At 61.3% G+C, this 26,612-nt stretch carries 14 protein-coding genes; 3 read left to right on the plus strand and 11 right to left on the minus strand.

Annotated elements, in window-relative coordinates; translation table 11 throughout:
• Positions 1-54: 54 nt before the first annotated feature.
• From AC1RP7_RS18805 to speB, 4 genes are all read right to left on the minus strand, one after another.
• Complete coding sequence (locus AC1RP7_RS18805; RefSeq protein ID WP_057715959.1) at positions 55-1,434, minus strand: sodium:solute symporter family protein; 1,380 nt, start codon at positions 1,432-1,434, stop codon at positions 55-57.
• Between the two features lie 172 nt (positions 1,435-1,606).
• Positions 1,607-3,118 carry a purine-cytosine permease family protein gene (locus AC1RP7_RS18810; RefSeq protein WP_493183098.1) on the minus strand — a complete coding sequence of 504 codons (1,512 nt, stop codon included), beginning with the start codon at positions 3,116-3,118 and terminating at the stop codon, positions 1,607-1,609.
• 55 nt (positions 3,119-3,173) lie between these two features.
• Positions 3,174-3,596, minus strand: coding sequence for a YybH family protein (locus tag AC1RP7_RS18815; RefSeq protein WP_090453759.1), 423 nt, complete (start codon positions 3,594-3,596; stop codon positions 3,174-3,176).
• 9 nt (positions 3,597-3,605) lie between these two features.
• Positions 3,606-4,556 (minus strand): agmatinase, encoded by a 951-nt coding sequence (gene speB, locus AC1RP7_RS18820; protein WP_007984912.1) that lies wholly within the window; start codon positions 4,554-4,556, stop codon positions 3,606-3,608.
• 351 nt (positions 4,557-4,907) lie between these two features.
• Between speB and AC1RP7_RS18825 the strand changes: the two genes are divergently transcribed.
• Positions 4,908-5,801: a LysR family transcriptional regulator gene (locus AC1RP7_RS18825; RefSeq protein ID WP_007972518.1), complete on the plus strand. Its 894-nt coding sequence runs from the start codon at positions 4,908-4,910 to the stop codon at positions 5,799-5,801.
• Between the two features lie 5 nt (positions 5,802-5,806).
• On the plus strand, positions 5,807-6,403 hold the full coding sequence (locus AC1RP7_RS18830; RefSeq protein ID WP_493183097.1) for a tRNA-uridine aminocarboxypropyltransferase: 597 nt from the start codon (positions 5,807-5,809) through the stop codon (positions 6,401-6,403).
• Between the two features lie 145 nt (positions 6,404-6,548).
• Here the strand turns inward: AC1RP7_RS18830 and AC1RP7_RS18835 are convergent, their stop codons facing one another.
• From AC1RP7_RS18835 to AC1RP7_RS18845, 3 genes are read right to left on the minus strand one after another with little or no spacing between them, the layout of a single operon-like run.
• Positions 6,549-7,904 (minus strand): HlyD family type I secretion periplasmic adaptor subunit, encoded by a 1,356-nt coding sequence (locus AC1RP7_RS18835; protein WP_057715955.1) that lies wholly within the window; start codon positions 7,902-7,904, stop codon positions 6,549-6,551.
• Positions 7,905-7,913: 9 nt separating this feature from the next.
• The gene (locus tag AC1RP7_RS18840) at positions 7,914-10,073 is read right to left on the minus strand and encodes a type I secretion system permease/ATPase (protein WP_489339984.1); all 2,160 of its coding nucleotides are present in this window, start codon (positions 10,071-10,073) and stop codon (positions 7,914-7,916) included.
• Positions 10,074-10,089: 16 nt separating this feature from the next.
• Positions 10,090-11,448 (minus strand): TolC family outer membrane protein, encoded by a 1,359-nt coding sequence (locus AC1RP7_RS18845; RefSeq protein ID WP_057716654.1) that lies wholly within the window; start codon positions 11,446-11,448, stop codon positions 10,090-10,092.
• A 587-nt stretch (positions 11,449-12,035) separates the two neighbouring features.
• Between AC1RP7_RS18845 and AC1RP7_RS18850 the strand changes: the two genes are divergently transcribed.
• Positions 12,036-22,202 carry a retention module-containing protein gene (locus AC1RP7_RS18850; protein ID WP_493183999.1) on the plus strand — a complete coding sequence of 3,389 codons (10,167 nt, stop codon included), beginning with the start codon at positions 12,036-12,038 and terminating at the stop codon, positions 22,200-22,202.
• An 82-nt stretch (positions 22,203-22,284) separates the two neighbouring features.
• On the opposite strand, the gene lapD is transcribed toward AC1RP7_RS18850, so the two are convergent.
• From lapD to AC1RP7_RS18870, 4 genes are all read right to left on the minus strand, one after another.
• Positions 22,285-24,231 carry a cyclic di-GMP receptor LapD gene (gene lapD / locus AC1RP7_RS18855; RefSeq protein ID WP_493181625.1) on the minus strand — a complete coding sequence of 649 codons (1,947 nt, stop codon included), beginning with the start codon at positions 24,229-24,231 and terminating at the stop codon, positions 22,285-22,287.
• A gap of 22 nt (positions 24,232-24,253) precedes the next feature.
• The gene (lapG, locus tag AC1RP7_RS18860; RefSeq protein WP_489339987.1) at positions 24,254-24,961 is read right to left on the minus strand and encodes a cysteine protease LapG; all 708 of its coding nucleotides are present in this window, start codon (positions 24,959-24,961) and stop codon (positions 24,254-24,256) included.
• Positions 24,962-25,217: 256 nt separating this feature from the next.
• Positions 25,218-25,613 carry a YbaN family protein gene (locus AC1RP7_RS18865; protein WP_057715950.1) on the minus strand — a complete coding sequence of 132 codons (396 nt, stop codon included), beginning with the start codon at positions 25,611-25,613 and terminating at the stop codon, positions 25,218-25,220.
• Positions 25,614-25,623: 10 nt separating this feature from the next.
• Positions 25,624-26,211, minus strand: coding sequence for a UPF0149 family protein (locus AC1RP7_RS18870; protein WP_057715949.1), 588 nt, complete (start codon positions 26,209-26,211; stop codon positions 25,624-25,626).
• Positions 26,212-26,612 lie beyond the last annotated feature (401 nt).

The raw sequence follows: 26,612 nt of genomic DNA on the forward strand, positions 1-26,612 counted from the left end.
TGTGGCAACCGACGCCACACTCGTCGAAGAAAGCATCAAGTCGTTATGTTCAGCTTAGGCAGCGCTGGCCACTGCTGCCGTGCGGCGGGACATCAAGCTCACCACCACGAAACTCACCAGGCCTACACCGAGGCTGTAGTAGATCGGGGTGTTGGCGTCCAGACCGTCCTTGAACATGAACAGCAGCGCGGTGGCGAAGCCCATGCCCATGCTGGCGATAGCGCCGGCGGTGGTAGCGCGTTTCCAGAAAATCGCACCCATCAGCGGGATCAGCATGCCGCCTACCAACAGGTTGTAGGCCAGGGTCAGGGCGCTGATCACGTCGTTCACGATCAGAGCGATGCCCAGTACCACGATGCCGGTCAACAGGGTGAACAGGCGGTTGATCGCCAGGCTCGACTGTTTACCGCCACGCAGTTTCGGCAGCAGGTCTTCGGTCAGGGTGGTGGCGGCGGCCAGCAGGCCGGCGCTGGCGGTGGACATCATGGCGGCCAGTGCGGCAGCGATCACCAGACCACGGATACCGTCCGGCAGGGACAGTTTCACGATCGCAGCGAAGGCGTTGTTGACGTTGTCGAGATCCGGGATCAGTACGTGCGCAGCCATGCCGATCAAGGCGCAGGCCAGGCCGTAGAGGATGCAGTAGATACCGGCAGCGGTACCGGCAACCTGAGCCACTTTGGCGGTCTTGACGGTGAACACCCGTTGCCAGATGTCCTGACCGATCAGGATGCCGAAGAAGTAGATCATGAAGTAGGTGATGATGGTGTCCCAGCCGATGGTGGTGAAGCTGAAGCTCGCCGCTGGCAGTTTCATTACCAACTCATCCCAACCGCCAACGCGGTACAGGCAGATCGGCAACAGGATGAACATCAGGCCGACAGTCTTGATCACGAACTGAACGATGTCGGTCAGGGTCAGGGACCACATGCCGCCAATGGCCGAGTAGATCACCACGACGCCGCCGCCGAGCAGGACCGAGATCCAGAACGGCAGGCCGAACAGCACTTGCAGCACGGTGCCGATTGCCAGGATCGAGGTCACGCCGATCATCAGCGCGTAGGCCAGCATGATTACCGCGCTCGCGGAGCGGGCCATCGGGTTGTAGCGTTTTTCCAGGACCTGGGTAACGGTGTAGATCTTCAGTTTCAGCAGCGGTTTGGCGAGGAACAGGTTCAGCGCCACGATCCCGCAACCCAGTGCGGCACACAGCCAGAAGCCGGAGATGCCATGCACGTAGCCCAGACGCACGGTGCCCACGGTAGACGCACCGCCCAGGACGGTGGCAGCCATGGTGCCCATGTACAGGCTTGGGCCGAGGTTACGACCGGCGACCAAAAAGTCTTCGTTGGTCTTGGCCTTGCGCATGCCGTAGTAGCCGAGTATCAGCATCGCGGCGGCGTAGATGAGTACGACGAATAAATCCAAAGCCATTGTGGCGTGTCTCCGATTGTCTTTTTTATGTGAGGCTGAAAATCAATCCCTGTGGGAGCGTTGCTTGCCTGCGAAGGGAGCGCCGCGGTCCGCCAGGCAGACCGCGTTATCGTTCATCGCGGGCAAGCCACGCTCCCACAGGTAATGTGTTGACCGCAGGTAGTGCGTTGAATCAGGCGGCTTGACGCATCGCCGGTTTAGCGAGCGAATCCGTGCTCTTGCTGCGAGGGTCGTTCGGACCGAACACTGCGCTCGATTCCGGGAACAGGCTCAGCAGAACCAGGTACACCACCGATGCCAGGCCCAGGGTCACCGGCAGGCTGATGTCGATACCACCGGCCATTTCACCCAGCGGCCCGACAAACTGACCCGGCAGGTTCACGAAGCACAGGCCAACGGCCGCGCTCGGGATCCAGGCACCTAGGCCTCGCCAGTTCCAGCCGTGGGTGAACCAGTAGCGGCCACCTTTCTCGCCGCGGGTGAACACTTGCAGGTCATCCGGGCAGTAGAAGCCGCGACGCACCAGCAGGCCGATGATCATGATCACCATCCACGGGGTGGTGCAGGTGATGATCAGCACGGCGAAGGTCGACACGCTCTGTACCAGGTTGGCCGCGAAGCGCCCGATGAAGATGAAGGCAATCGACATCACACCGATCAGCAGCGTGGCCTTGACCCGCGATAGCACCCGAGGGAACACGCTGGACATGTCCAGGCCGGTGCCGTACAGCGAAGTGGTGCCGGTGGACATGCCGCCGATGACCGCGATCAGGCACACCGGCAGGAAGAACCAGCTCGGCGATACCGCCAGCAGGCCGCCGACATAGTTGTTGGCCGCGATGTAGTCCGGTGCCTTGACCGCTACGATAGTGGCGGTGACGAGGCCGAACAGAAACGGAATCAGCGTGGCCAGTTGCGCAGCGATCACCGACACCATGATCCGGCCTTTGGGCGTATCACGGGGGATGTAGCGCGACCAGTCACCGAGGAACGCACCGAAGGAGATCGGGTTGCTCATGGCCACCAATGCTGCCCCGATGAACGCAGCCCAGAATCCGGCCTGGCCCATGGCTACGGTGCCGGCGTACTGACTGTCGAATGCAGGGGCGAAAGCGAAAACGCCCAGCAGGAACAGCAGGCTGGCCGCCCACACCGCAATGCGGTTGACCCACAGCATGAAGCGGAAACCATAGATGCACACGGTCAATACCAGCAGCGCGAACAGACCGTAGGCCAGGCCCAGGGTCAGATCGGTTTCCGGTAGATCGATCAGGCGTTTGGCACCGCCCACCAGCGCATCGCCCGAACTCCAGACCGAGAGCGAGAAAAACGCGATAGCGGTCAGCAGCGACAGGAACGAACCGACGATTCGCCCGTGCACGCCGAAGTGCGCACCGGAAGAGACGGCGTTGTTGGTGCCGTTGATGGGGCCGAACAGGCCCATCGGCGCCAGGATCAGCGCACCGAGTACCACGCCCAGCACAATCGCCCAGACGCCAGCCTGAAAGGACAGGCCGAACAGCACCGGGAAACTGCCGAGCACGGCGGTGGCAAAGGTGTTGGCGCCGCCGAAGATCAGGCGAAACAGATCGCTGGGCTTGGCGTCACGCTCATTGTCCGCGATCTGTTCGACCCCGTTTGTTTCGATGCTGCTAAGGCTTTTTTCGTTGTTTTTGTTATTCATGATCAGCTCCGATCATAAAGGCGCGCTCATCGTGCGTGAGCGTCACCTGTGTTGGCTAAGGGGGTGGCAGCCCTTCCGGCATCGCGGATAAATGTTCGTGGCAGGCCAGCCATAGGCCTTGTTGTTCTTGGCCAGACGCTTGTTTCTTGAAAACAATCGTCTCGCGCTCCTGGCTGAAGTGTTGCTCCCCTTGCATGCGCAACTCGGTGGCCACGTCATGGATGAAAATCGCCACGTCACCCTGCAGGCTGACGAAAGCGTTGCTTGAAGTGCACGAGAGCACCTCGAAGCCATCCTCAGAGCGCCAGCCGTCCCACAACGCCTGATAGGCGTCGCGCGACAGCAGGGGCTGTTCGAGGGTGTAGAAGACGAAGCTGGCATCGGCGCTGAACGCGCCGAAGTAGGCTTCGCGATCGTTACGGGCAAAAGCGGACACCAGATCGGCGGCGGCTTTGAGAACCTGATCACGTTCGCTCATGACCGGTCCTCAGCGGTGGACTACGCCAGGCAGTACGCAGAGCATTTCGTACAGCAGGTTGGCGGCCAGCAGCGAGGTGTTGCCGGTGGTGTCGTAAGCGGGCGAGACTTCTACCAGATCGCAACCGACCAGGTCGAGGCCTTGGCAGCCACGAACGATCTCGATTGCCTGAATGGTCGTCAGACCGCCGATTTCCGGGGTGCCGGTACCAGGTGCCCAGGCCGGGTCGATGCCGTCGATGTCGAAGCTCAGGTAAACAGGACCGCCGCCGACTTTTTCGCGGACTTCAGCCATCAAGGGCTCCAGCGATTTGTGCCAGCACTCTTCAGCCTGAACCACACGGAAACCCTGGTTGCGGCTCCAGTTGAAGTCGTCAGCGGTGTAGCCCTGGGCGCGCAGGCCGATCTGCACGACACGGTCCGGGTCCAGCAGGCCTTCTTCAACGGCGCGACGGAAGGTGGTGCCGTGGGCGATTTTCTCGCCGAACATGTGATCGTTCACATCGGCGTGGGCATCGATGTGCACCAGGCCGACCTTGCCGTGCTTTTTATGGATGGCACGCAGGATCGGCAGGGTGATGGTGTGGTCGCCGCCCAGGGTCAGCGGGATCACGTCGTGTTCGAGGATGTTGTCGTAGGACTCTTCAATGATCCGTACGGCATCCAGCAGGTTGAAGGTGTTGATCGCGATGTCGCCAATGTCGGCAACCGACAGCGAGTCGAACGGCGCAGCACCGGTTGCCATGTTGTACGGGCGAATCATTACCGATTCAGCGCGGATTTCGCGAGGCCCGAAGCGGGTGCCGGGGCGCAGGGAAGTACCGATGTCCAGGGGCACGCCTACGAAGGCAGCGTCCAGGCCGGCAGCGGTATTCAAATGGGGGAGTCGCATCATGGTGGCGATGCCGCCGAAGCGCGGCATTTCGTTGCCGCCCAGTGGTTGGTGAAGAATCTTGTCCACGGGTAGGGCCTCATCGTCGTTGTTTTATTTATGTCGGTTGCGCCGTTCACGGAAGGGACGGGCGCACCTTGTGGCGCCGATTCTGCGAAATGTAGTGGCCGGGAAGAATCGCTACGGGCAAATACTTAGTTCAGATTTTTCTAAACTAATGGAAGTGGCGGCGTTAGACTTCACCCCATACGCAAAACCCAATGCCGGGAACAAACCTGGTGGGAGCGAGCTTGCTCGCGATAGCGGTGGGTCAGTCAACATTGATGTTGGCTGTTACGCCCTCATCGCGAGCAAGCTCGCTCCCACCAGGATTTGCATTGAATCGAGCATTGCGCGTCACCCCGAGATCGGAGCATTTCCATGGCCAACGCTTTACCCGACCTGAAACTATTGCGCATCTTCGTCAGCGTGGTGCGCCATCAGGGGTTCGCCAACGCCCAGCAGGAGCTCAATCTCTCGACGTCGGCCATCAGCACCTACATGAGCCAGCTCGAAGCAGCCCTTGGCCTGGTGCTGTGCCATCGCGGCCGTGGCGGTTTCAGCCTGACCAGCAAGGGCGAACTGTTCCATCAGGAAACCCTGCGTCTGTTGGGCGAACTCGAAGGCTTCGAGCAGTACGCCGCCGCCCTCAAGGGCGAGTTGCGCGGTACCTTGAACCTGGGGGTGATCGACTCCACCGTCAGCGACAAGGCCCTGCCGTTCGCCGAAGCCATCGGCGCCTACAGCCAGGAACACCCGGCCGTGCACTTGCACCTGTCGGTGATGAGCCCTTACGAATTGCAACTCGGCGTGCAGGACAACCGTCTCGACCTGGCCATCGGTGCGTTTTCCACGCGCATGAGCGGCCTGGTGTACATGCCGCTGTACCGTGAGCAACACTGGTTGTATTGCAGCACGCGGCATCCGCTGTTCAACGAGCGGCGCATTCCCGAGCAAGTCATCACCCAGCAGCGAATGGTCGGTCGTGGCTACTGGAGCCAGGCCGAACTGGCGCGCCATGGTTTCAAGCACAGTGCCGCGACGGTAGAAAGTATGGAGGCCCAGTTGATCCTGGTGCTGTCCGGCGCCTACATCGGTTACCTGCCGGAGCATTACGCCCAGGCCTGGGCCGACAAGGGTGACTTGCGGGTGCTGCTGCCGGCGACCTTCGGTTATCAAGCGCCGTTCTCGATGATCGTGCGTCGGGGCCGTAGCCGCGAGCCGCTGATCCAGACATTCCGCGACTTGCTTAAAGCTCAACTGAATCAGGCGTAGAGACGATGTCCAGAATTCAATGTCAGCGTTGTCTGCGCCCGCAAACTCATTGCCTGTGCCCGCTGATTCCCAGCCTCGACAGCCGCACCCGGGTACTGTTGTTGCAGCATCCGAGCGAAGTGAATCATGCGTTGAACACCGCGCGTCTGGCGGCGCTTGGGTTGACGAATGCCGAGTTGATCGTCGGCGAGGTGTTTGAGGATTTGCCAGCGCTGTTGAATCAGCCGGGGTATCGGGCGCGGTTGCTGTTTCCCGGCGAAGATGCCCAACCGATGCAGGGTTGTGCCGCGACAGACGAACCCTTGCTGCTGGTGGTCCCGGACGGTACCTGGCGCAAGGCACGCAAGATGTTGCACCTCAATCCGCTGCTGGCGGCGTTGCCAAGGGTGACGCTGGCCGAGGGCGGTGTGTCCCGCTATCGGTTGCGCAAGGCACCGGGACCGGGGGCGTTGTCGACGGTGGAGGCGATTGTGCAGGCGCTGGAAACCCTCGAAGCGCCGACTTCGTTTGCGCCATTGCTCAAACCGTTCGAAGCGTTGATCGAGGGGCAGATTGCGGCGATGGGGGAGGAGGTTTACCAGCGTAATCATTCTGAAAAATGATTGGTGGTCTTGCCGGCCTCATCGCGAGCAAGCTCGCTCCCACAGGTTCAGTGGCATTCGCAGATTTTTTGTACGACACGGACACTGTGGGAGCGAGCTTGCTCGCGATGACGGCAGATCAGTCACTGCAGATTCTGGATACTGCCTACCGCTCCCGCATCGCCTCGGTCCGCGCCTTCAACACCGGCTTGAGCAGATAATCCAGCACCGTTTTCTCCCCGGTAATAATGTCCACCGTCGCCACCATCCCCGGGATGATCAGCAGTGGTTTCACATCCCCGCCCAAATGGTTTTTGTCGGTACGCACCTGAATCAGATAGAAGCTGTTGCCCTTATCGTCGGTGATGGTGTCAGCGCCGATCAACTCCAGCTTGGCGCTCAGGCCGCCGTAAATGGTGTAGTCGTAGGCACTGAACTTGACCATGGCTTTCTGGCCCGGATGCAGGAATGCAACGTCCTGTGGGCGTACCTTGGCTTCGATCAGCAGGTTGTCTTCCAGCGGCACGATTTCCACCATGTCACTGCCGGGCTGGACCACGCCGCCGATGGTGTTGACCTTCAACACCTTGATGATGCCGTGCACTGGCGAGACCACGGTGGTGCGGGTCACGCGGTCGTCGATGGCGATGCTCGAGGCCGTGATTTTCGACAGGTCAGTGCGTTTCTCGTTCAGCTCTTTGGCGGCTTCCGAGCGGAAGGTTTGCTCCGACTCGTCGATCTTGCTTTTGATTTCGTTGATCGCCGATTCCGCCCGGGGAATCGCCAGTGTGGTGGCGTTCAATGAGCCGCGAATCTCCACCGCGCTGCGTTTGAGCCGCAGGATTTCCACCGGTGACACCGCCCCCGTGCCCACCAGCGGCGCGGACATGTTCATCTCTTGTTGCAACAACGCCAGGCTTGAACTGAATTGACCCTGTTTCGAGCGGAACTCCGCTAACTCCTGGGTTTTTTGCCGAAGTTGTTCGCTCAGGGTGCGCTGCTCGCTGGCCAGTCGCCGTTGCCGCTGTTCGTACAACGAACGCTCGTCTTCAGCCACTTGCGGGGCTTTGGCGATCACTTCTTCCGACAGCTTGAACGGCCGGCCTTCGGCTTCGGCCGAAAGCCGTTCGACCTGCGCGGTCAAGGCAAAGCGATCGGCTTCGCTTTCGCCCTTGTTCGACAGGTAGCGGGTGTCATCCAGGCGCAGCAAGGTGTCGCCCTTGTTCACCATCTGTCCTTCACGGACGAAAATTTCAGTGACGATGCCGCCCTCCAGGTTCTGGATCACCTGGACCTTGCTTGACGGAATCGCCTTGCCTTCGCCCATGGTCACTTCCTGCAACACGGCGAATTTGGCCCAGACCAGTGCACTGACCAACAGCGCGGCCGCCAGCCACACGGTGATCCGCGACCAGCGCGGTGAGTCCTGCAAGGAGGCGCCGGCGGTTTCCGGCATGTACTCGGTTTCGGCACTTTTGTTGAAACTGTCGAAGTAGCCACGGGAACCTTGATCGGCAGACATGGGCGACTCCTAGACGGCCGCAGAGCCGACACGGCCCTTGCGCAGTGCATCGATGACCGCGTCTTTCGGACCGTCGGCGACGATCCGTCCGTTGTCCAGTACCACCAGCCGGTCCACCAGGCTCAGCATCGAGGTGCGGTGGGTCACCAGCAGGATGGTTTTGCCCTGGACCCATCCGTGAAGTTTTTGCCGCAGGACGTCTTCGCTGCTGTTGTCCATGGCGCTGGTGGGTTCGTCGAGCAGCATGATGGGCGGGTCGAGCAACATCGCCCGGGCCATCAATACGGCCTGGCGCTGGCCGCCGGACAACAGTTGCCCGCGTTCACCCACGGGCCGGTCGAAGCCTTGCGGGTGTTGCCGGGCCAGTTCGGTAACGCCGGTCATCTCTGCCACTTCGAGCATGCGTGAGTCGCTGATATAGCGCGCGCCGAGGGTCAGGTTGTCGCGCAGGCTGCCGGCCAAAAGCGGCAGGTCGTGGGCGACGTAACCGATTTGATGGCGCAGGTCGGCGACGTCCAGTTGCCGCAGGTCCAGACCATCGAGCAGCAACTGGCCTTCATCCGGTTCGTAGAAGCCCATCACCAGTCGCGCCAGGGTACTTTTGCCTGAGCCGCTGCGGCCGATGATGCCGATGCGCTCGCCGGGTTTCACACTGAAGCTGGCATTGGCCAGGGCAGGCGCACTTTGGCCGTTGTAGTGGAAGGTTACGCCGACAACATCCAGTGCGCCTTGCAGTTGGGTGCGCTCCAGTGGCCGTTGTCTGGCGTCGCGCTCCTGGGGCAGCCCCATCAGCGCATCGGTGCTTTTCATGGTCAGTTGCGCTTGCTGGTAGCGGGTGATCAGGCCGGCGATCTGACCCAGTGGTGCAAGTACCCGGCTACCGAGCATGTAACTGGCCACCAGGGCTCCGACGCTGAGGTTGCCGGCGATGATGCTGTAGACCCCGGCGACGATGATTGCCATGCCGGACAGTTGCTGGATGAACAACGTGCCGTTAGTGGCCAGGGCCGAGAGGTTGCGCGCGTGGCTGTCGAGGCGGGTGAGGGCGCCGTGGGTGCTTTCCCATTTGTGCTGGCGTTCGCTTTCGGCGCTGCAGGCCTTGAGGGTTTCCAGGCCGCTGAGGGTTTCGATCAGCAGTGCCTGGCGTTCGGCGCCCAGGCTGAGGCTTTTTTGCACGGTATCGCGCAGGCGCACCTGGATCACCATGGCGAAGATGATGGTGATGGGAAACGCCAGCATCGGGATCACCACCAGCCAGCCACCGAGCAGGCCGATCACCAGCAGCATCAGCAGGCAGAAGGGCAGGTCGATCAGGCTGGTGAGGGTCACGGCGGTGAGAAATTCCCGCAGGCCCTGAAAGTCGTGAATGCTTTGGGCGAAGCCACCGATGGTCGCCGGCCGTGCTTTCATCGCCATGCCGGTGATGCGCTCGAACAGGGTGGCCGACAGGATCACATCGGTTTTCTTGCCGGCGGTATCCAGCAAGTGCGCGCGCACAACTCGCAGCACCAGTTCGAAAGCCGTGCCGATCAGCAAACCGATCGCCAGCACCCACAAGGTCGAAGTGGCCTGGTTCGGCACCACGCGATCGTAGGTCTGCATCACGAACAGCGGCACCATCAGTCCCAGCAGGTTGATCAGGAAGCTCGCCAGGATCGCATCGCTGTACAGCCATTTCGACAGCTTCAGCGTATCGCGAAACCAGGCCTGGACCCGAGGCACCAGCGGCGATCGCAAGTCTTCGAGTTCGTGACGTGGCCGGGCAAACAATGCCTGGCCACTGTAGTGTTCGCCCAGCTCCTCTGGGCTGAGCCATTGTTCACCGCCGTCGGCTTCGCTGGGCAGGATCAGCACCTTGCCGTCCTCGCCATAACGACGCAGCACAGCCGTGCGGCCGTTGTTGAGCAGCAGGAGCACGGGCAGATTGAGCGAGGAGATGTCTTTGAGGTCTCGGCGCAGCAAGCGCGCCTGTAAACCGGCCCGGGCCGCTGCACGGGGCAGCAGGTCCAGGCTCAGGCGTTGGTGTGCCATGGGGAGCCCGGCACTGAGGCTGGCGCGACTGACCGTCGCGCCGTGGAGTTTGCAGAGGATCAACAGACCGTCCAGAAGCGGGTCATCGAAGCTCAGGCGCGGATCGACACCGGTGTTGCCGGGTTCCATGCTAGTCATTGAACCCTCCCGTGCACTACTTCATGTCAGGTAGACGAGCTTCGTTTTTCACTTCGGTCTGGGCGATCGCGTCGGCGGGCAGTACGACCCGTTGCTTGCTCAGCAACTGGCCCATGTTCGCCAGGACACGGTACATCGAGAACTCTTCGGTGTAGCGCACTTCGGTGTAGCGACGGTTGGCGTTGTAGAGCTCGTTTTCGCTGTCGAGCAGGTCCAGCAGGGTCCGTTGGCCGAGGCCGAACTGATCCTGGTAGGCGACGCGCACGCGCTTACTGGTGTCGGCGTATTCACGGGCGGTCGGGGTTTGTTTCTTGGCGTTGACCATGGCGTTCCAGGCCAGGTGAATGTTCTCGTTGAGCTGGCGCAGGGCATTGTTGCGGATGTCCATGGCCTGGTTGATCTTGTGCGAGTCGGAGGCCAGGCGCGCCTTGTCGCTGCCGCCGCGGAACAGGTTGTAGTTCATCACCACGCCGACCCGCCATTCGTTGTCGTGACCTTCCTCACCCTGCAGGTTGTTGTTCGCGCCCACCGCCGCTTCGGCGTCGAAGCGAGGGTAGAACGGCGACTTGGCGACTTCGTACTGGCTTTCGGCCGATTGCACGTCGGCCTGGGCGGATTTCAGGTAAGGGTTGTTTTCCACCATGCTCTGCTGGGCTTCGGGCAGGGTAGTGGGGACTTCACCGCGAATCGACGGCGGGGTTTCGAGTTCATCGGGCATGCGCCCCACAACGGCATAGAAGTTCGACTCGGCATCGGCCAAATCGACTTCGGCGGTGTCGAGGTTGTTTTCCGCCAGTGCCCGGCGAGCGCTGGACTGGTCGGCATCGGCGTTGCTGCCCACGCCGCGCTGGGTGCGCAGGCCGATCTGGTCGTTGACCCGCAAGTGCGCTTGCAGGTTGTTCTTGGCCAGGGTCACCAGTTCGCGGCGCTTGAGGACTTCGAGGTAAACCTCGGTGGTGCGCAGGGCCAGATCCTGAGCCGTACCCTGAGCGTAATAGGCTCGCGAGTTGACCACGCCTTTGGTGCGTTCGACTTCATTGGAAGTGTTGAACCCGTCGAAGAGCATTTGCCGCAGGCGCAATTCCGACTGGGTGTAATTGAGAATTTCGGTGTGGTGATTGCCGAACGCCCGGGTATTGGTGTTATCGCTGTACCCGCGCCCGTAGGCGGCGTTCAAATCAACCGATGGATAAAAGCCCCCTTTGGCGACCTTCACGTCCTCATCCGCCGACAGTCGGCTGTCCACCCGGGATGCCAGTTCCGGGTGGGTCGCAATGGTGCTCTGGATCGCTTCGGTCAGCGTTATGGCCTGCGCTTGGGACGAGCAGGCCATGGCCAAAAGAACCGCGCTGCAGACGGGGGTTAATAGGCGCATGTACATCTCCCTGATTCCTGATGGTGCTTGTCTGTCGCCAATTATTTGACGAAATTTACCGGTAAAGTTGTTTCACATCTTTAACAAAAGAGCTAAGAACATTCTGGAGCGTAGCCAAGAAATTTTTTTCATAACGGATATGCCAAAAAAAACTTATGCGCTCTGCAAAATCCAGCACATTGTTCAATTAGAAAGCCCTTGTTTTATGGGCTCTAGGGCGCTCATCAGGGTTTTAGGAAAGTTCCAATCCACTTATCGAAATAGAGCGGAGAAGTGCTGGAGGGGAGGGATGCGAGCGATCTTGTGGCGACGGTTTTTTGTCACTTGAGTGCTTCGAGATCGTTACGCATCGCTCACAGGCAACGTTGTTGCGAACAGGGATCCGATGCCATTGATTGCAGAGGGATTTTCCCGAAATCGTAAACAGCGCCGTGAGCGACTGGCTGGGCGAGATCGTTGCCGGGGCCACGGCTTACTCAAGTAAACCGGCACCCGGAACACGATCCGCCAGACAACCCGCTCGAGCCATGAGCACGTTCTTCGCGCAATCAAGGTGCCGACAGCGGTTGGCGGCGGAGGAAGTGCACATGGCAACGCTCATCGGAATCGTCAGTAAGGTCATCGGTCAGGTGTTCGCGGTTGCGAGCGACGGCACCCGGCGTGCTTTGGTCGAGGGGGACCGGCTGTTCGCTGGTGACCGACTGAGCACCGGCGCTGAAGGTGCGGTGGCGGTACATCTGCAAAATGGCCAGGAACTGACCCTCGGGCGCGACAGCAGCATGCAGATGACGCCGCAGTTGCTCGCCAATCAGATTCCCCATATCGACTCACCCGAAGCGATGACACCGAGCGAAGCGCAACTGACCGATGTCGAACAGCTGCAAAAAGCCATTGCGGCGGGCGACGACCCGACCCAAACCGCTGAAGCCACCGCTGCCGGGCCTGCCATGACTACCGGAGTACCGGGCGGCATCCCGGGCAGTGGCCATAGTTTTGTCATGCTCGAAGAAGTGGGCGGGCGAGTCGATCCTGTCATCGGCTTCCCCACTGCCGGGTTCAATGGCATTCCCGAATTTCCCGAAGAACGACTTAACGTTAATCCGGACATCGCTGTAGCGGACGAAGCCCCTGTGGTGCCGCCGCAGGTGCCGAACAATCCGGTCACCTTCGTCGGCCTGTCGGAGCAGAACGGCGAGCGGACTGTCAATGAAGCCAACCTGGCCGACGGTTCGGCGAGGAACGAAGTTTCGCTGACGCGAAGCGGCACCTTCACCATCAATGCGCCAGACGGGCTGACCAGCCTCAGCATCGGCGCAATCAACTTGATCAGCGGCGGTGTGGCGGCAGGTTTTCCGCAATCGATCACCTCACCTCTGGGCAGTACCTTGACCATCACCGGTTACGACCCGGGCACGGGCGTGGTCAGTTACAGCTACACCCTCAACCGTGCCGAAACCCACGCAAGCGGCGAGGGTGCCAATAGTCTTGCCGAACACGTCACCGTGGTGGCCAGCGACAGCAATGGCGACAGCGTTACCGGTACGCTGGATATCAGCATCATCGACGACGTGCCGCAAGCAGTCGATGACAACAATGGCACCGCCTCGGAAACCCTGCTGACGCTCAACGGCAATGTGCTGAGCAACGACGTGCAAGGCGCCGATCGGGTAACGGTTGGGGAGAGTAGCGGCCCGATCACCCCCGGCACCTTCACCGGCACCTACGGCACCCTGGTACTGAATGCCAACGGCACTTACACCTACACCCTGAACACCAGCGATGCCGACTTCCAGGCATTGCACGGCGACGGCAATGGCACGGAAACCTTCACCTATACGCTGACAGACGCCGATGGCGACACCAGCACCGCCAACCTGGTACTGCAAATCCACAACAACGATGACCCGATCACGATTGGCGGTTTGAATGCCGGGGGCGGTGAGTTGACCGTCTTCGAGAAAAACCTCAGCGACGGCAGCGCACCGGATGCCACTGCCCTGACCCAGAACGGCACCTTCACCGTCGCCGCCCTCGACGGCGTGACGACCCTGACCGTCGGCGGCATCGCCGTGGTCACCGCTGGCGTGGCCGCCGGTTTCCCGCAATCGATCACCACCCCGCTGGGTAGCACCCTGACCATCACCGGGTTCAACGCGGCGACCGGCGTGGTCAGCTACAGCTACACGCAGGTCGATAACGAAGCCCACCCAATTGCCAACGGCGCCAACACATTGCCCGAGCAGTTCGCCGTGACCGTGGTCGACGACAACGGCACCACTGCCACCGGTTCACTGGACGTGAACATCGTCGACGACCTGCCCAACGCCGTGGGCGACAGCAATGGCACCGCCTCGGAAACCCTGCTCACGCTCAACGGCAACGTGCTGAGCAACGACGTGCAAGGCGCTGACCGCGTGACGCTCGGCGAAAACGCCGGCCCGATCACCCCCGGTACCTTCACCGGCACCTACGGCACTTTGGTGCTGAATGCCAACGGCACTTACACCTACACCCTCAACACCAGCGATACCGACTTCAAGGCGTTGCACGGCGGCGGCAATGGCACGGAAACCTTCGCCTATACGCTGACAGACGCCGATGGTGACAGCAGCACCGCCAACCTGGTGCTGCAGATCCACAACAACGATGACCCGATCACGATTGGCGGTTTGAATGCCGGGGGCGGTGAGTTGACCGTCTTCGAGAAAAACCTCAGCGACGGCAGTGCACCGGATGCCACTGCCCTGACCCAGAATGGCACCTTCACCGTCGCCGCCCTCGACGGCGTGACGACCCTGATCGTCGGCGGCATCGCCGTGGTCACCGCTGGCGTGGCCGCCGGTTTCCCGCAATCGATCACCACACCTCTGGGCAGCACCCTGACCATCACCGGGTTCAATGCGGTAACCGGCGTGGTCAGTTACAGCTACACGCTGGTCGATAACGAAGCCCACCCAACTGCCAACGGCGCCAACACATTGCCCGAGCAGTTCGCCGTGACCGTGGTCGACGACAACGGCACCACTGCCACCGGTTCACTGGACGTGAACATCGTTGACGACCTGCCCAGCGCCGTGGGCGACAACAATGGCACCGCCTCGGAAACCCTGCTGACGCTCAACGGCAACGTGCTGAGCAACGACGTACAAGGCGCAGACCGCGTGCCGCTCGGCGAAAACGCCGGCCCGATCACCCCCGGTACCTTCACCGGCACCTACGGCACCCTGGTGCTGAATGCCAACGGCACTTACACCTACACCCTCAACACCAGCGATGCGGATTTCAAAGCCCTGCACGGCGGTGGTGACGGCACCGAAACCTTCACCTACACAATCACCGATTCGGACGGCGACAGCAGCACCGCCAACCTGGTACTGCAGATCCACAACAACGATGACCCGATCACGATTGGCGGTTTGAATACTGAGGGCGGCGAGTTAACCGTTTTCGAGAAAAACCTCGGCGACGGCAGTGCACCGGATGCCACTGCCCTGACCCAGAACGGCACCTTCACCGTCGCCGCCCTCGACGGCGTGACGACCCTGACCGTCGGCGGCATTGCCGTGGTCACCGCTGGCGTGGCCGCCGGCTTCCCGCAATCGATCACCACCCCACTGGGTAGCACCCTGACCATCACCGGGTTCAACGCGGCGACCGGCGTGGTCAGCTACAGCTACACGCTGGTCGATAACGAAGCCCACCCAACCGCCGCCGGCGCCAATACATTGCCCGAGCAGTTCTCCGTGACCGTGGTCGACGACAACGGCACCACTGCCACCGGTTCTCTCGACGTGAACATCGTCGACGACCTGCCCAACGCCGTGGGCGACAGCAATGGCACCGCCTCGGAAACCCTGCTCACGCTCAACGGCAACGTGCTGAGCAACGACGTGCAAGGCGCTGACCGCGTGACGCTCGGCGAAAACGCCGGCCCGATCACTCCCGGTACCTTCACCGGCACCTACGGCACCCTGGTGCTGAATGCCAACGGCACTTACACCTACACCCTCAACACCAGCGATGCCGACTTCAAGGCGTTGCACGGCGGCGGCAATGGCACCGAAACCTTCGCCTATACGCTGACAGACGCCGATGGCGACACCAGTACCGCCAACCTGGTACTGCAGATCCACAACAACGATGACCCGATCACGATTGGCGGTTTGAATACTGAGGGCGGTGAGTTGACCGTCTTCGAGAAAAACCTCAGCGACGGCAGCAACCCGGATACACCGGCCCTGACCCAGAGCGGTACTTTCACCGTCACTGCACTCGACGGCGTGACGACCCTGACTGTCGGCGGCATCGCCGTGGTCACCGCTGGCGTGGCCGCCGGCTTCCCGCAATCGATCACCACCCCACTGGGCAGCACCCTGACCATTACCGGGTTCAACGCGGCGACCGGCGTGGTGAGCTACAGCTACACCCTGAACGATAACGAAGCGCACCCAACCGCCAACGGTGCCAACACCCTGCCTGAGCAGTTCGCGGTGACTGTGGTCGACGACAACGGCACCACTGCCACCGGTTCTCTCGACGTGAACATCGTCGACGACCTGCCGAAAGGCGTGTACGACAGCAATGCATCAACGGCTTCGGAAACCCTGCTGACCCTCAACGGCAACGTGCTGAGCAACGACGTGCAAGGTGCTGACCGGGTGATGCTCGGCGAAAACGCCGGGCCGATCACCCCCGGCACCTTCACCGGCACCTACGGCACTCTGGTACTGAATGCCAACGGCACTTACACCTACACCCTCAACACCAGCGATGCCGACTTTAAGGCGTTGCACGGCGGCGGCAACGGCACCGAAACCTTCACCTACACAATCACCGATTCGGACGGCGACAGCAGCACCGCCAACCTGGTACTCAACGTCTACAACAACGACGATCCGGTGACCCTCAACGGCCTCAACGTGTATGGCGGTGAGCTGACGGTCTACGAAAAAAATCTCGGCGACGGCAGCAACCCCAACGCATCGGCCCTGACCCAGAGCGGCACCTTCACCGTCACTGCACTCGACGGTGTAACGACCTTGACCGTCGGCGGCATCGCCGTGGTCACCGCTGGCGTGGCCGCCGGTTTCCCGCAAACCGCCGTCACGCCGTTGGGCAGCACCCTGACCATTACCGGGTTCAACGCCGCCACTGGCGTGGTGAGTTACAGCTACACCCTCAACGACAATGAAGCGCACCCGACCGCCAACGGCGCCAACAGCCTGACCGAGAACTTCAACGTCGTCGCTACCGACAGCGATGGCGACAGTGCAACCGGGCAGATCAACGTCAACATCGTCGATGACTTGCCGAAGGGCGTGGACGACAGCAATGCATCAACGGCTTCGGAAACCCAACTGACCCTCAACGGCAACGTGCTGACCAACGACGTGCAAGGCGCCGACCGCGTGACGATCGGCGAAAACGCCGGACCCATCACCCCCGGCACCTTCACCGGCACCTACGGCACTCTGGTGCTGAATGCCAACGGCACTTACACCTACACCCTCAAAACCAGCGATGCTGACTTCAAAGCCCTGCACGGTGGTGGCGACGGCACCGAAACCTTCACCTACACAATCACCGATTCGGACGGCGACAGCCGTACCGCCTACCTGGTGCTCAACGTCTCCAACAACGACAATCCGGTGACCCTCGACGGCCTCAACGTGTATGGCGGTGAGCTGACGGTCTACGAAAAAAATCTCGGCGACGGCAGCAACCCCAACGCGTCGGCCCTGATCCAGAGCGGCACCTTCACCGTCACTGCACTCGACGGTGTAACGACCTTGACTGTCGGCGGCATCGCCGTAGTCACCGCTGGCGTGGCCGCCGGCTTCCCGCAATCGATCACCACCCCACTGGGCAGCACCTTGACCATTACCGGGTTCAACGCCGCCACCGGCGTGGTCAGCTACAGCTACACCCTGAACGATAACGAAGCGCACCCAACCGCCAACGGTGCCAACACCCTGCCTGAGCAGTTCGCCGTGACCGTGGTCGATGATAACGGCACCACTGCCACCGGTTCCCTCGACGTGAATATCGTCGACGACCTGCCGAAGGGCGTGTACGACAGCAATGCATCAACGGCTTCGGAAACCCAGCTGACCCTCAACGGAAACGTGCTGAGCAACGACGTGCAGGGCGCCGATCGGGTGACGCTCGGCGAAAACGCCGGACCCATCACCCCCGGCACCTTCACCGGCACCTACGGCACCCTGGTGCTGAATGCCAATGGCACTTACACCTACACCCTCAACACCAGCGATGCCGACTTCAAAGCCCTGCACGGCGGTGGCGACGGCACCGAAACCTTCACCTACACAATCACCGATTCGGACGGCGACAGCAGCACCGCCAACCTGGTGCTCAACGTATACAACAACGACGATCCGGTGACCCTCGACGGCCTCAACGTGTATGGCGGTGAGCTGACGGTCTACGAAAAAAATCTCGGCGACGGCAGCAACCCCAACGCGTCGGCCCTGACCCAGAGCGGTACTTTCACCGTCACTGCACTCGACGGCGTGACGACCCTGACTGTCGGCGGCATCGCCGTGGTCACCGCTGGCGTGGCCGCCGGCTTCCCGCAATCGATCACCACCCCACTGGGCAGCACCCTGACCATTACCGGGTTCAATGCGGTAACCGGCGTGGTCAGCTACAGCTACACCCTGGTGGACAACGAAGCCCACCCAACCGCCAACGGTGCCAACACCCTGCCTGAGCAGTTCGCGGTGACTGTGGTCGACGACAACGGCACCACTGCCACCGGTTCTCTCGACGTGAACATCGTCGACGACCTGCCGAAAGGCGTGTACGACAGCAATGCATCAACGGCTTCGGAAACCCTGCTGACCCTCAACGGCAACGTGCTGACCAACGACGTGCAAGGCGCCGACCGCGTGACGATCGGCGAAAACGCCGGACCCATCACCCCCGGCACCTTCACCGGCACCTACGGCACCCTGGTGCTGAATGCCAACGGCACTTACACCTACACCCTGAACACCAGCGATGCCGACTTCAAGGCGTTGCACGGCGGTGGTGACGGCACCGAAACCTTCACCTACACAATCACCGATTCGGACGGCGACAGCAGCACCGCCAACCTGGTACTCAACGTCTACAACAACGACGATCCGGTGACCCTCGACGGCCTCAACGTGTATGGCGGTGAGCTGACGGTCTACGAAAAAAATCTCGGCGACGGCAGCAACCCCAACGCATCGGCCCTGACCCAGAGCGGCACCTTCACCGTCACCGCACTGGACGGCGTAACGACCCTGACCGTGGGCGGCATCACTGTCGTCAGCGGAGGCGTGGCCGCCGGTTTCCCGCAAACGGCCGTTACGCTACTGGGCAGCACCCTGACCATCACCGATTACAACCCGGCGACCGGGGTAATCAGCTACAGCTACACCCTCAACGATAACGAAGCCCATCCAACCGCCAACGGCGCCAACAGCCTGACCGAGAACTTCAACGTCGTCGCTACCGATAGCAATGGCGACACGGCGACCGGGCAGATCAACGTCAACATCATCGATGACTTGCCGAACGCCAAACCTGACTCGTCGTCGGTAGTGGAGGGCGGCACCGTCAACATCAGTGTGCTGGGCAATGACGCCAGCGGCGCCGATGGTCCGGCGACGGTGGTCGGCGTGCGTGCCGGCGGCAACACCTCGACCTCGGCCATCGGCGGACTGGGTAACCAGATCAACGGCACCTATGGCTACCTGACCCTCGATGCCAACGGCAACGCGGTGTATCACAGCAACCAGGATTCCGTCGGCGATCCGGGCGCCACTGACACGTTCACCTACACCGTGCGTGATGCCGATGGCGATGAAAGCACCACCACCATCACCATCGACGTCGCCAGCAGCACGATCAAGGCCAACCCCGATAGCGACGTGACGGTCTACGAAAAAGCCCTCGACCTGAGCAAGGACGGGCTGGACCTGGTCGCCGGTACGGTCACCGGCAGCGACCCGGGCAACACTGGCGAAACCGCGTCCGGGACCCTGGTCGGTTCGGTCTCGGGTGCCAGCGGCGCGCTCACCTACACCCTGGTCGGCAGCGCGACAGGCACCTACGGAAAGATCCTGATCAACCCCGACGGCAGCTATACCTACACGCTGACCTCGGCTCCGAAAACCTTGCCGAATGCCAACGACGGGCCGAACAGCCTGAGTGAAAGCTTCACCTACAAAGCGACCGATGCGCTGGGCAACAGCAGCACCAGCACCATCGTGGTCAACATTGTCGATGACGTGCCCAAGGCGGTGGCAACGGATCGCTCGGTGGCGGCGGTGGAGATCGATTCCAATCTGCTGATCGTGCTCGACGTCTCCGGCAGCATGGCCGACCCATCCGGCGTGTCGGGCCTGTCGCGCCTGGCCCTGGCCAAGCAGGCCATCAGTGCCTTGCTGGATAAATACGATGACCTCGGCGATGTGAAAGTGCAGCTCGTCACCTTCAGCAGCAGTGCTACCGACATGACCTCTGTGTGGGTCGATGTCGCGACCGCCAAGACACTGCTGGCCGGCCTCACCGCGAACGGCGGGACCAACTACGACGCGGCCGTGGTGACCATGCAGGCCGCGTTCAACACTTCGGGCAAACTGACCGGTGCGCAAAACGTCGGCTACTTCTTCTCTGACGGCAAGCCCACCACCGGCCAGGAAATCGGCACCGCCGACGAAACCGCGCTGAAAGCCTTCCTCGATGCCAACAACATCAAGAACTACGCGATCGGCCTGGGCAGTGGCGTGAGCAACGCCAACCTCGATCCGCTGGCCTACGACGGCATCAGCCACACCAACACAAATGCGGTGGTGGTCACTGACCTCAACCAACTCAACTCGGTGCTGTCCGGCACCGTGGTCGGCTCACCGGTCACCGGTTCGTTGCTGGGTGAGGGCGGCACGTTCGGCGCTGATGGCGGTTTCATCAAATCCATCGTGGTCGACGGCACTACCTACACTTACGATCCAAACGCCCTCAGCGGCCAGGGTTCGTTGACGTCAAGCGGTGGCACCAACCACGGCACCTTCAACACCGTGAACAACACGGTGAGCATCGCCACCAACAACGGCGGCACGTTGGTGATCAACCTCGACACTGGCGATTACAACTACACCTCGCAGAAAACCACTGCGGTGGTGATCACCGAGAACATCGGCTTCACCGCCAGCGACAACGATGGCGACCTCGCCAGCTCGACGCTGACCGTGAAAGTGATCCCCAACGCGCCTCCGGTGGCGGTGGACGACCACGTCATCACCAACGTGCTCTCGGGCACCATCGTGGTGCCGGGCGAACTGTTGCTGGCCAACGACACCGACCCCAATGGCGACCAACTTTCGGCGACACCGACCTCGTTCAACACCGGCTGGGTCGTGAAAGGTGCGGACTTCACCGGCACCGGCGCGATCAGCTTCGCCGGCGAAAACAACAACCCCGGCAACCAGAATCTGGCCAACGTGCGCAACGCCTTTGCGGCCAACGCGGCGACCATGACGGCGCTGCTGGTGGTCAGTGGTTATCTTGGCGCAGCGAACAACTCCAATGGCAACAATGAAGACTTCATCACGGTCAAGCTGAATCAAGGAGAGACACTCAACCTCAATCACAACCTGGATGCCGGGCACATCACGATGGAGTATTCGCTCAACGGTGGGGCGTTCGTAAGCATCGCCGATGGTGACACCATCACCGCAGGCGCCGATGGCACTTACCAGATCCACGTGACCAACATCGCCAACTCCAGTGGCGGCAATAAGAATGGGGCAGAAAACTACGAACTGACCATGACCGTCAACTACGCCGGAGCACACGAAGTCACTACGGACTACCACGGCACCTACACCGCCAACGACAACCACGGCGGCAGCGACTCGGCCAACCTGACCATCAGCTATCAGGACGGCCATACCCTCACCGGTACCAGCGGGGATGACGTATTGGTGGCGGGCACGGGCAACAACATCATCAATGCCGGCGACGGCAACGATGTGCTCACTGCCGGTTCCGGCAACAACGAGCTGCATGGTGGCGCCGGCAATGATCTGCTCTTCAGCGGCCAGGGCAATGACATCCTTGATGGCGGCACGGGTATCGACACAGCCAGTTACGCCCACGCCACGGCTGGGGTGACGGTCGGCCTCAGCCTGTCGGGTGGGCAAAACACTCTCGGTGCCGGCACTGACACCCTGACCGGTATCGAAAACCTCATCGGCTCGAATTTCAACGACACCCTGACCGGCGACAACACTAACAACACGATCAATGGCGGCCTTGGCAACGACATCCTCAGCGGCGGGAGCGGCGATGACTTGCTGATTGGTGGCCTGGGCAATAACACCCTGACCGGGGGGGCGGGGGGCGATACCTTCCAGTGGTTCAAGGGCAACAGTGGCCATGACGTAATCACTGACTTCACGCCCGGCACCGACAAACTCGACCTGTCGCAACTGCTGCAAGGGGAAAGCGGCACCACGGCTTCGCTGGATGATTACCTGCACTTCACCGTCACCGGCAGCGGGCCGTCGACAGTGACCAGCATCGACGTCAGCGCCATGGCCGGTGCCGCGCCGAACCAGACCATCGACCTGGCCGGCGTCGACCTCGCCAGTCAATACGGTGTAACGCCAGGCGCGGGTGGGGTGATCGCGGGTGGGCATGACACGGGGACCATTATCAACGGCATGCTCAACGATCATTCGTTGAAGGTGGATACCGTGTGACCTGAAAACCCGCTAAAGAACCCGCCATCCCTGTGAAGGGGAGGCGGGTTTTTTGTTGCCCGGGACAATGGTCGATGCCCGGTCAGTGGTTAGAAAACCTGGGCGCCCCGATCAATCGACCCATGGCCCCGAATATTCCCAACTCACTGATGACCTCCAGTTCCCCACGCGTCTCGACCATTTCCGCAATCAGCGGCAAATCTATGCTGTGGGTCGCGCGAAAGATCGCGTCGATGAACAGCCGTTTGTCAGGCTGCTCGTCGATGTTGCGAATGTAGGCTCCATCGATTTTCAGGTACGCCAAGCCCAATTGGGTCAGGTTGCCGATCTGGCTGAAGCGCCCGCCAAAGTGTTGCAGGCCGACTCGATAACCGGTCTTGAGCAATGTGCTGCAAAGGTTCTGCAGCACTTCGGGGGAGGGCAACTGGCGTTCGTCGATTTCCAGGGTCAACAGCGGCGCCAGTTCGGGAAGGGATTCGAGCAGGTCGAGAATTGTTTTCCATTGCACCGGATCGCGCAGGGTGCTCCCGGACAGGCTCAATGCCAAGGGGCTGCGGTTGACCACCAGCTCGTCCAGCGTGGCTTCGAGCATCGCCAGGTCGAACCGTCCCGACCAGCCGAGACGCTCGATCCACGGCAGGAAATGCCCCGCGGCAATCGCTTCGCCCTGCGGGTCGAGCAGGCGTGCGAGTACTTTGTGATGCAGCATCTGGCGGGTGTCGGCGCATTGCACGACGGGCTGAAAGTACAGCTGCACTTTGCCATGGGTCAGGGCGTCGTCGATCCAGGTGCGCCAGTCGTGCTGGGAGTGATTGGGTGCCGTGTCACGATGGCTCAAATGAACCCAGGGGCGTTCGGGATGCTGCCGGGACTCCGTCAGCGCCTGATCAAGGCGCAGGAGAACGGTGCTGATCGGCTCACCGGGGCGGTAGGCGACAACGCCCAGATGGGCGACCGGCATGCAATCGCTGGCGCCGGTCAGGCGCAGGTTCTCCAGGCTGACGCTGACATCGGCGGCCAGGCGCGCGGCACTTTCAGCATCCAGACCCGGTGTCAGCAGGCTGAATTCGCCGCCACGGTTGCGCGCCGCCAGCCAGGTTCGACGCTCCGGCAATTGAGTCAGGCGCTTGAGCAACTCGCCGACGGCAGTGATCAGCGCATCAGTCCGTTGGCCACCCAGGCGCTGGTTGAGGCCGTTCAGGTCGTTGATTCGCAACATCAGCAAATGGCCGTCACGGCTCTGTTCGCACACGCGTAAATGGTCGGCCAGTTGCTCGTCGAGCAGGCGTCGGTTGGCCAGGCCGGTGAGGCTGTCCAGATAGGATTCGGCCCGCAGTTTTTCGCTGCGTGCAGCCTCCTCGACGAACAGCGCCTTGAGCTTCTCGACCATCTGGTTCATCGCCAGCACGACCCGTTTCAATTCCGGTGTGCGCGGCAGTTTCGGCAGACTGAGAAATTCGCGTTTGCTGATGGCCTCGGCTTGTCGGACCATGCTGTCGAGTGGGCGAAATTGCCGGCGCAGCATCCATCCTCCAATCACGGCGCTGAACAGCCCGCACAGTAGCAGCCAGATCAGGCTGCCAAGGGTGCTTTCCCAGAGCTTGGCCAGGGCGAATTGCGGATTGCTCAGCACTTCGACCCGTGCCAGTTGTTCCCAGCCGCGCATGATCAGGGCATCGCCGCCTTCCGGGCGCAGGTCGACCAGGTTGACGAACCAGTCAGGCACACCGTCGATTTTTGTCGGTGCGGAGCGTTGCACCAGGGTTTGCTGATCCTTGAGCCTGATGACGCGGATGCTGCTGAAATAGCCGCTGTCGAAAATCGAGCTGACCATCAGTTCCATCATTGCCGGGTCATCGACCTGTGCCGTCAGCGACAGCCCCAGCGCGGTGGCCGCGTCCTGGGCGTGGGCGCGCAGTTGGCTGAGCGTTTGTTCGCGGGAGCTTTCCAGGCTGGCAAAAAAACTGCCACTGAACGCCACCAGCAGGAACAGGCAGATTGCCAGGAACAATTGTTTTCGCAGTGTCATGCTTCGCTCCTTGCCAAGGCGGTTAGCCGTCGCCGATGTCGAACCCTTCGGCCTGCATCTTTTTCAACACGTCCTGCCAGCGCGACAGCTTTTTCGAGTCGCTGCTGCGCTGGCCGCCGTTTTTGCCCGGCAGGTACAGGCCTTCGGCATTGAAGGCGTACACCGGCAGCAAGTCTTTGCGTTGGGAGGCGGGGCGGATATCGCCGATCAGGTTGTCCAGCACCAGTGGTTCGCTCGTGGGGGTGCTGTAGAACGTCAACACCATGTGCGCCTGGTTCTGGCTCAAGGCCTTGACGTAGGTGATGCGCAGTTTTTCGCTGGGAATACCAAGCCGGCGCAGGCTGAAATACTTCGCCAGAGCATAGTCTTCGCAATCGGCGGCGCCCTTGATCAGGGCTTCGACGGGCGTGGCCCAGTAATCGGTCTGTTGCCAGATGCGTGTGTCGTCCTGGAAGTTCAGCTGTTGATCGAAGAAGCGGTTCACCGCGTTGAGCTGCTCGCGTTCGGGGGCGCCGCGTGCACTTTGCAGCATTTGACTCCAGGCCTCGATCCGAGCTCGCGCCGGTCCAAGGGGGCCGTAGCGTTTTTCAACGGTTTGCAGGATCTGCGCAAAATCCCAGTCGGCCCGGACCCCGTTGCATACAGTCAGTACCAAACCAGCCAGCAGCAACCAGCCGCCGAGCCGAAGTCGGAGCGTTGGCCATCCTGGACTACGCAGACTGCGGGCCATGTCTGGCTGCTCGAGTGTAGGTTTGTGAAGTTTAGGTGGTGTTTTTGCCGGGGCAGGGCAGGTCGTCGGCCGAAGGACGCTCACTGAGTTTTTTGTGGCGAGGGGGCTTGTCGGAACGCCGCACCGCCCCGTTCGGTGGCGAAGCCGCCGTGAACCTGTGAGCGCGATCTATCTGGTGATCTGCGGTGAATGGCTTTAGGGCTGCTGCGCAACCCAACGGGGGCAAGCCCCCTCGCCACAATGGTCGCGGGAAATTTCAGGATTTTCGCAGGGTTTTCTGCTTGAGGATGTAAATCGTCACCAGCACCGCACTAGTCAGCATGAAGCACCGTGCCCAGTACAGCGGTACCAGGTAGCAGGAGAACAGGATACTCGGCCACATCAGGCCAATGGCGTAGACCTTGCCCTTGAGTGGAATGCCGTTGCCGTTGAGGTAATCGCGAATCCACGGGCCAAGCCGTGGATGCTCGACCAGCCATTGATAAAAGCGCGGCGAACTGCGGGCGAAGCAGGCGGCCGCCAGCAGCAGGAAAGGGGTGGTGGGCAATACCGGCAGGAAAATCCCGATCACCCCCAGCGCCACGCTTAGCCAGCCGATGGCCAGCAGCACGTAGCGCAACATCAGGGGGCGGTTGCCTATGGGGTTGTCCATAGGCAGAACCTTAGTGGTGGCGGGGCTTGAGAATCGCCGGTTTTTCGTCTGGCGCGTTGCACAGCAGGTACAGCGCGGTCAGGGCTTCCGGGATCTGTACGATCATGTCGTCCATCAGGTTGGCATCTTTGGCGATGTCTTCGAACTCCGGCTGCTCGTCGAACAGGCCCGAACCGACCATGATCGGCAGCAGCATTTCGCTGACTTCGTCTTCGGCGCTTTCGAACCAGGCCGCTTCGCGCAGGAATACGCCTTCCATGAAGCCGATGCACCAGCCGCGCAGGTCGGAATCGTCCGGCTCGTCGCCCAGGTCCAGGTCGCATGGCAGTTCGAATTCTTCATCGGAGGCCAGCTGGCGAGCGATGTGGGCCTTGAGGCCGATCAGGGTGGCTTCGATCTCTTCGCGCTGGGCTTCGCTGCTGTAATGCGGCTCCTCGGCGAAAAGTGCATCGATCCACTCACGATCAGGAACGACTTCGGAACAGATCGACAGCGCGGTGAGGTAGCCGTGGGCGGCCACGTAGTCCAGCGCCTCGTCATGCAGTTCATCAGCGTCGAGGAAGACTTGCAGGCGGGTTAGTTGCTCAGCGAAGGACATTAAAGGACTACCTTGGGGAATGTTCGATGCGGGAATTCTAGGCCTTCTTGAGCACTTGGGCCAGCCGCACGGCATATTTGCCCGTTTGTGGGAGCTGCTCCCCTTGCAGTTCGGTCAAGCGCTACCTCTGTGGGAGCGAGCTTGCTCGCGATAGCGGTGGTTCAGGCGAAATCAATGTTGACTGTGATGGCCTCATCGCGAGCGAGCTCGCTCCCACAGTTTTTTATGCACATCGGGTTTGGCGGTGTCTTATCAGCGGTGCCCTTTGCCGGACGGGGCTCGGGTATACTCGCGCGTTTTGTGATGCCCTGCTGGCGTCACGGCTGAAATGTGAAGCGTCATGCAATGCGCACTTACGATTTATCGGTGCAGCGTCGCGGGTTCTGAACCAGCCTTGCAGG

It is taken from the genome of Pseudomonas sp. GW822-FHT01E03, assembly GCF_058802985.1.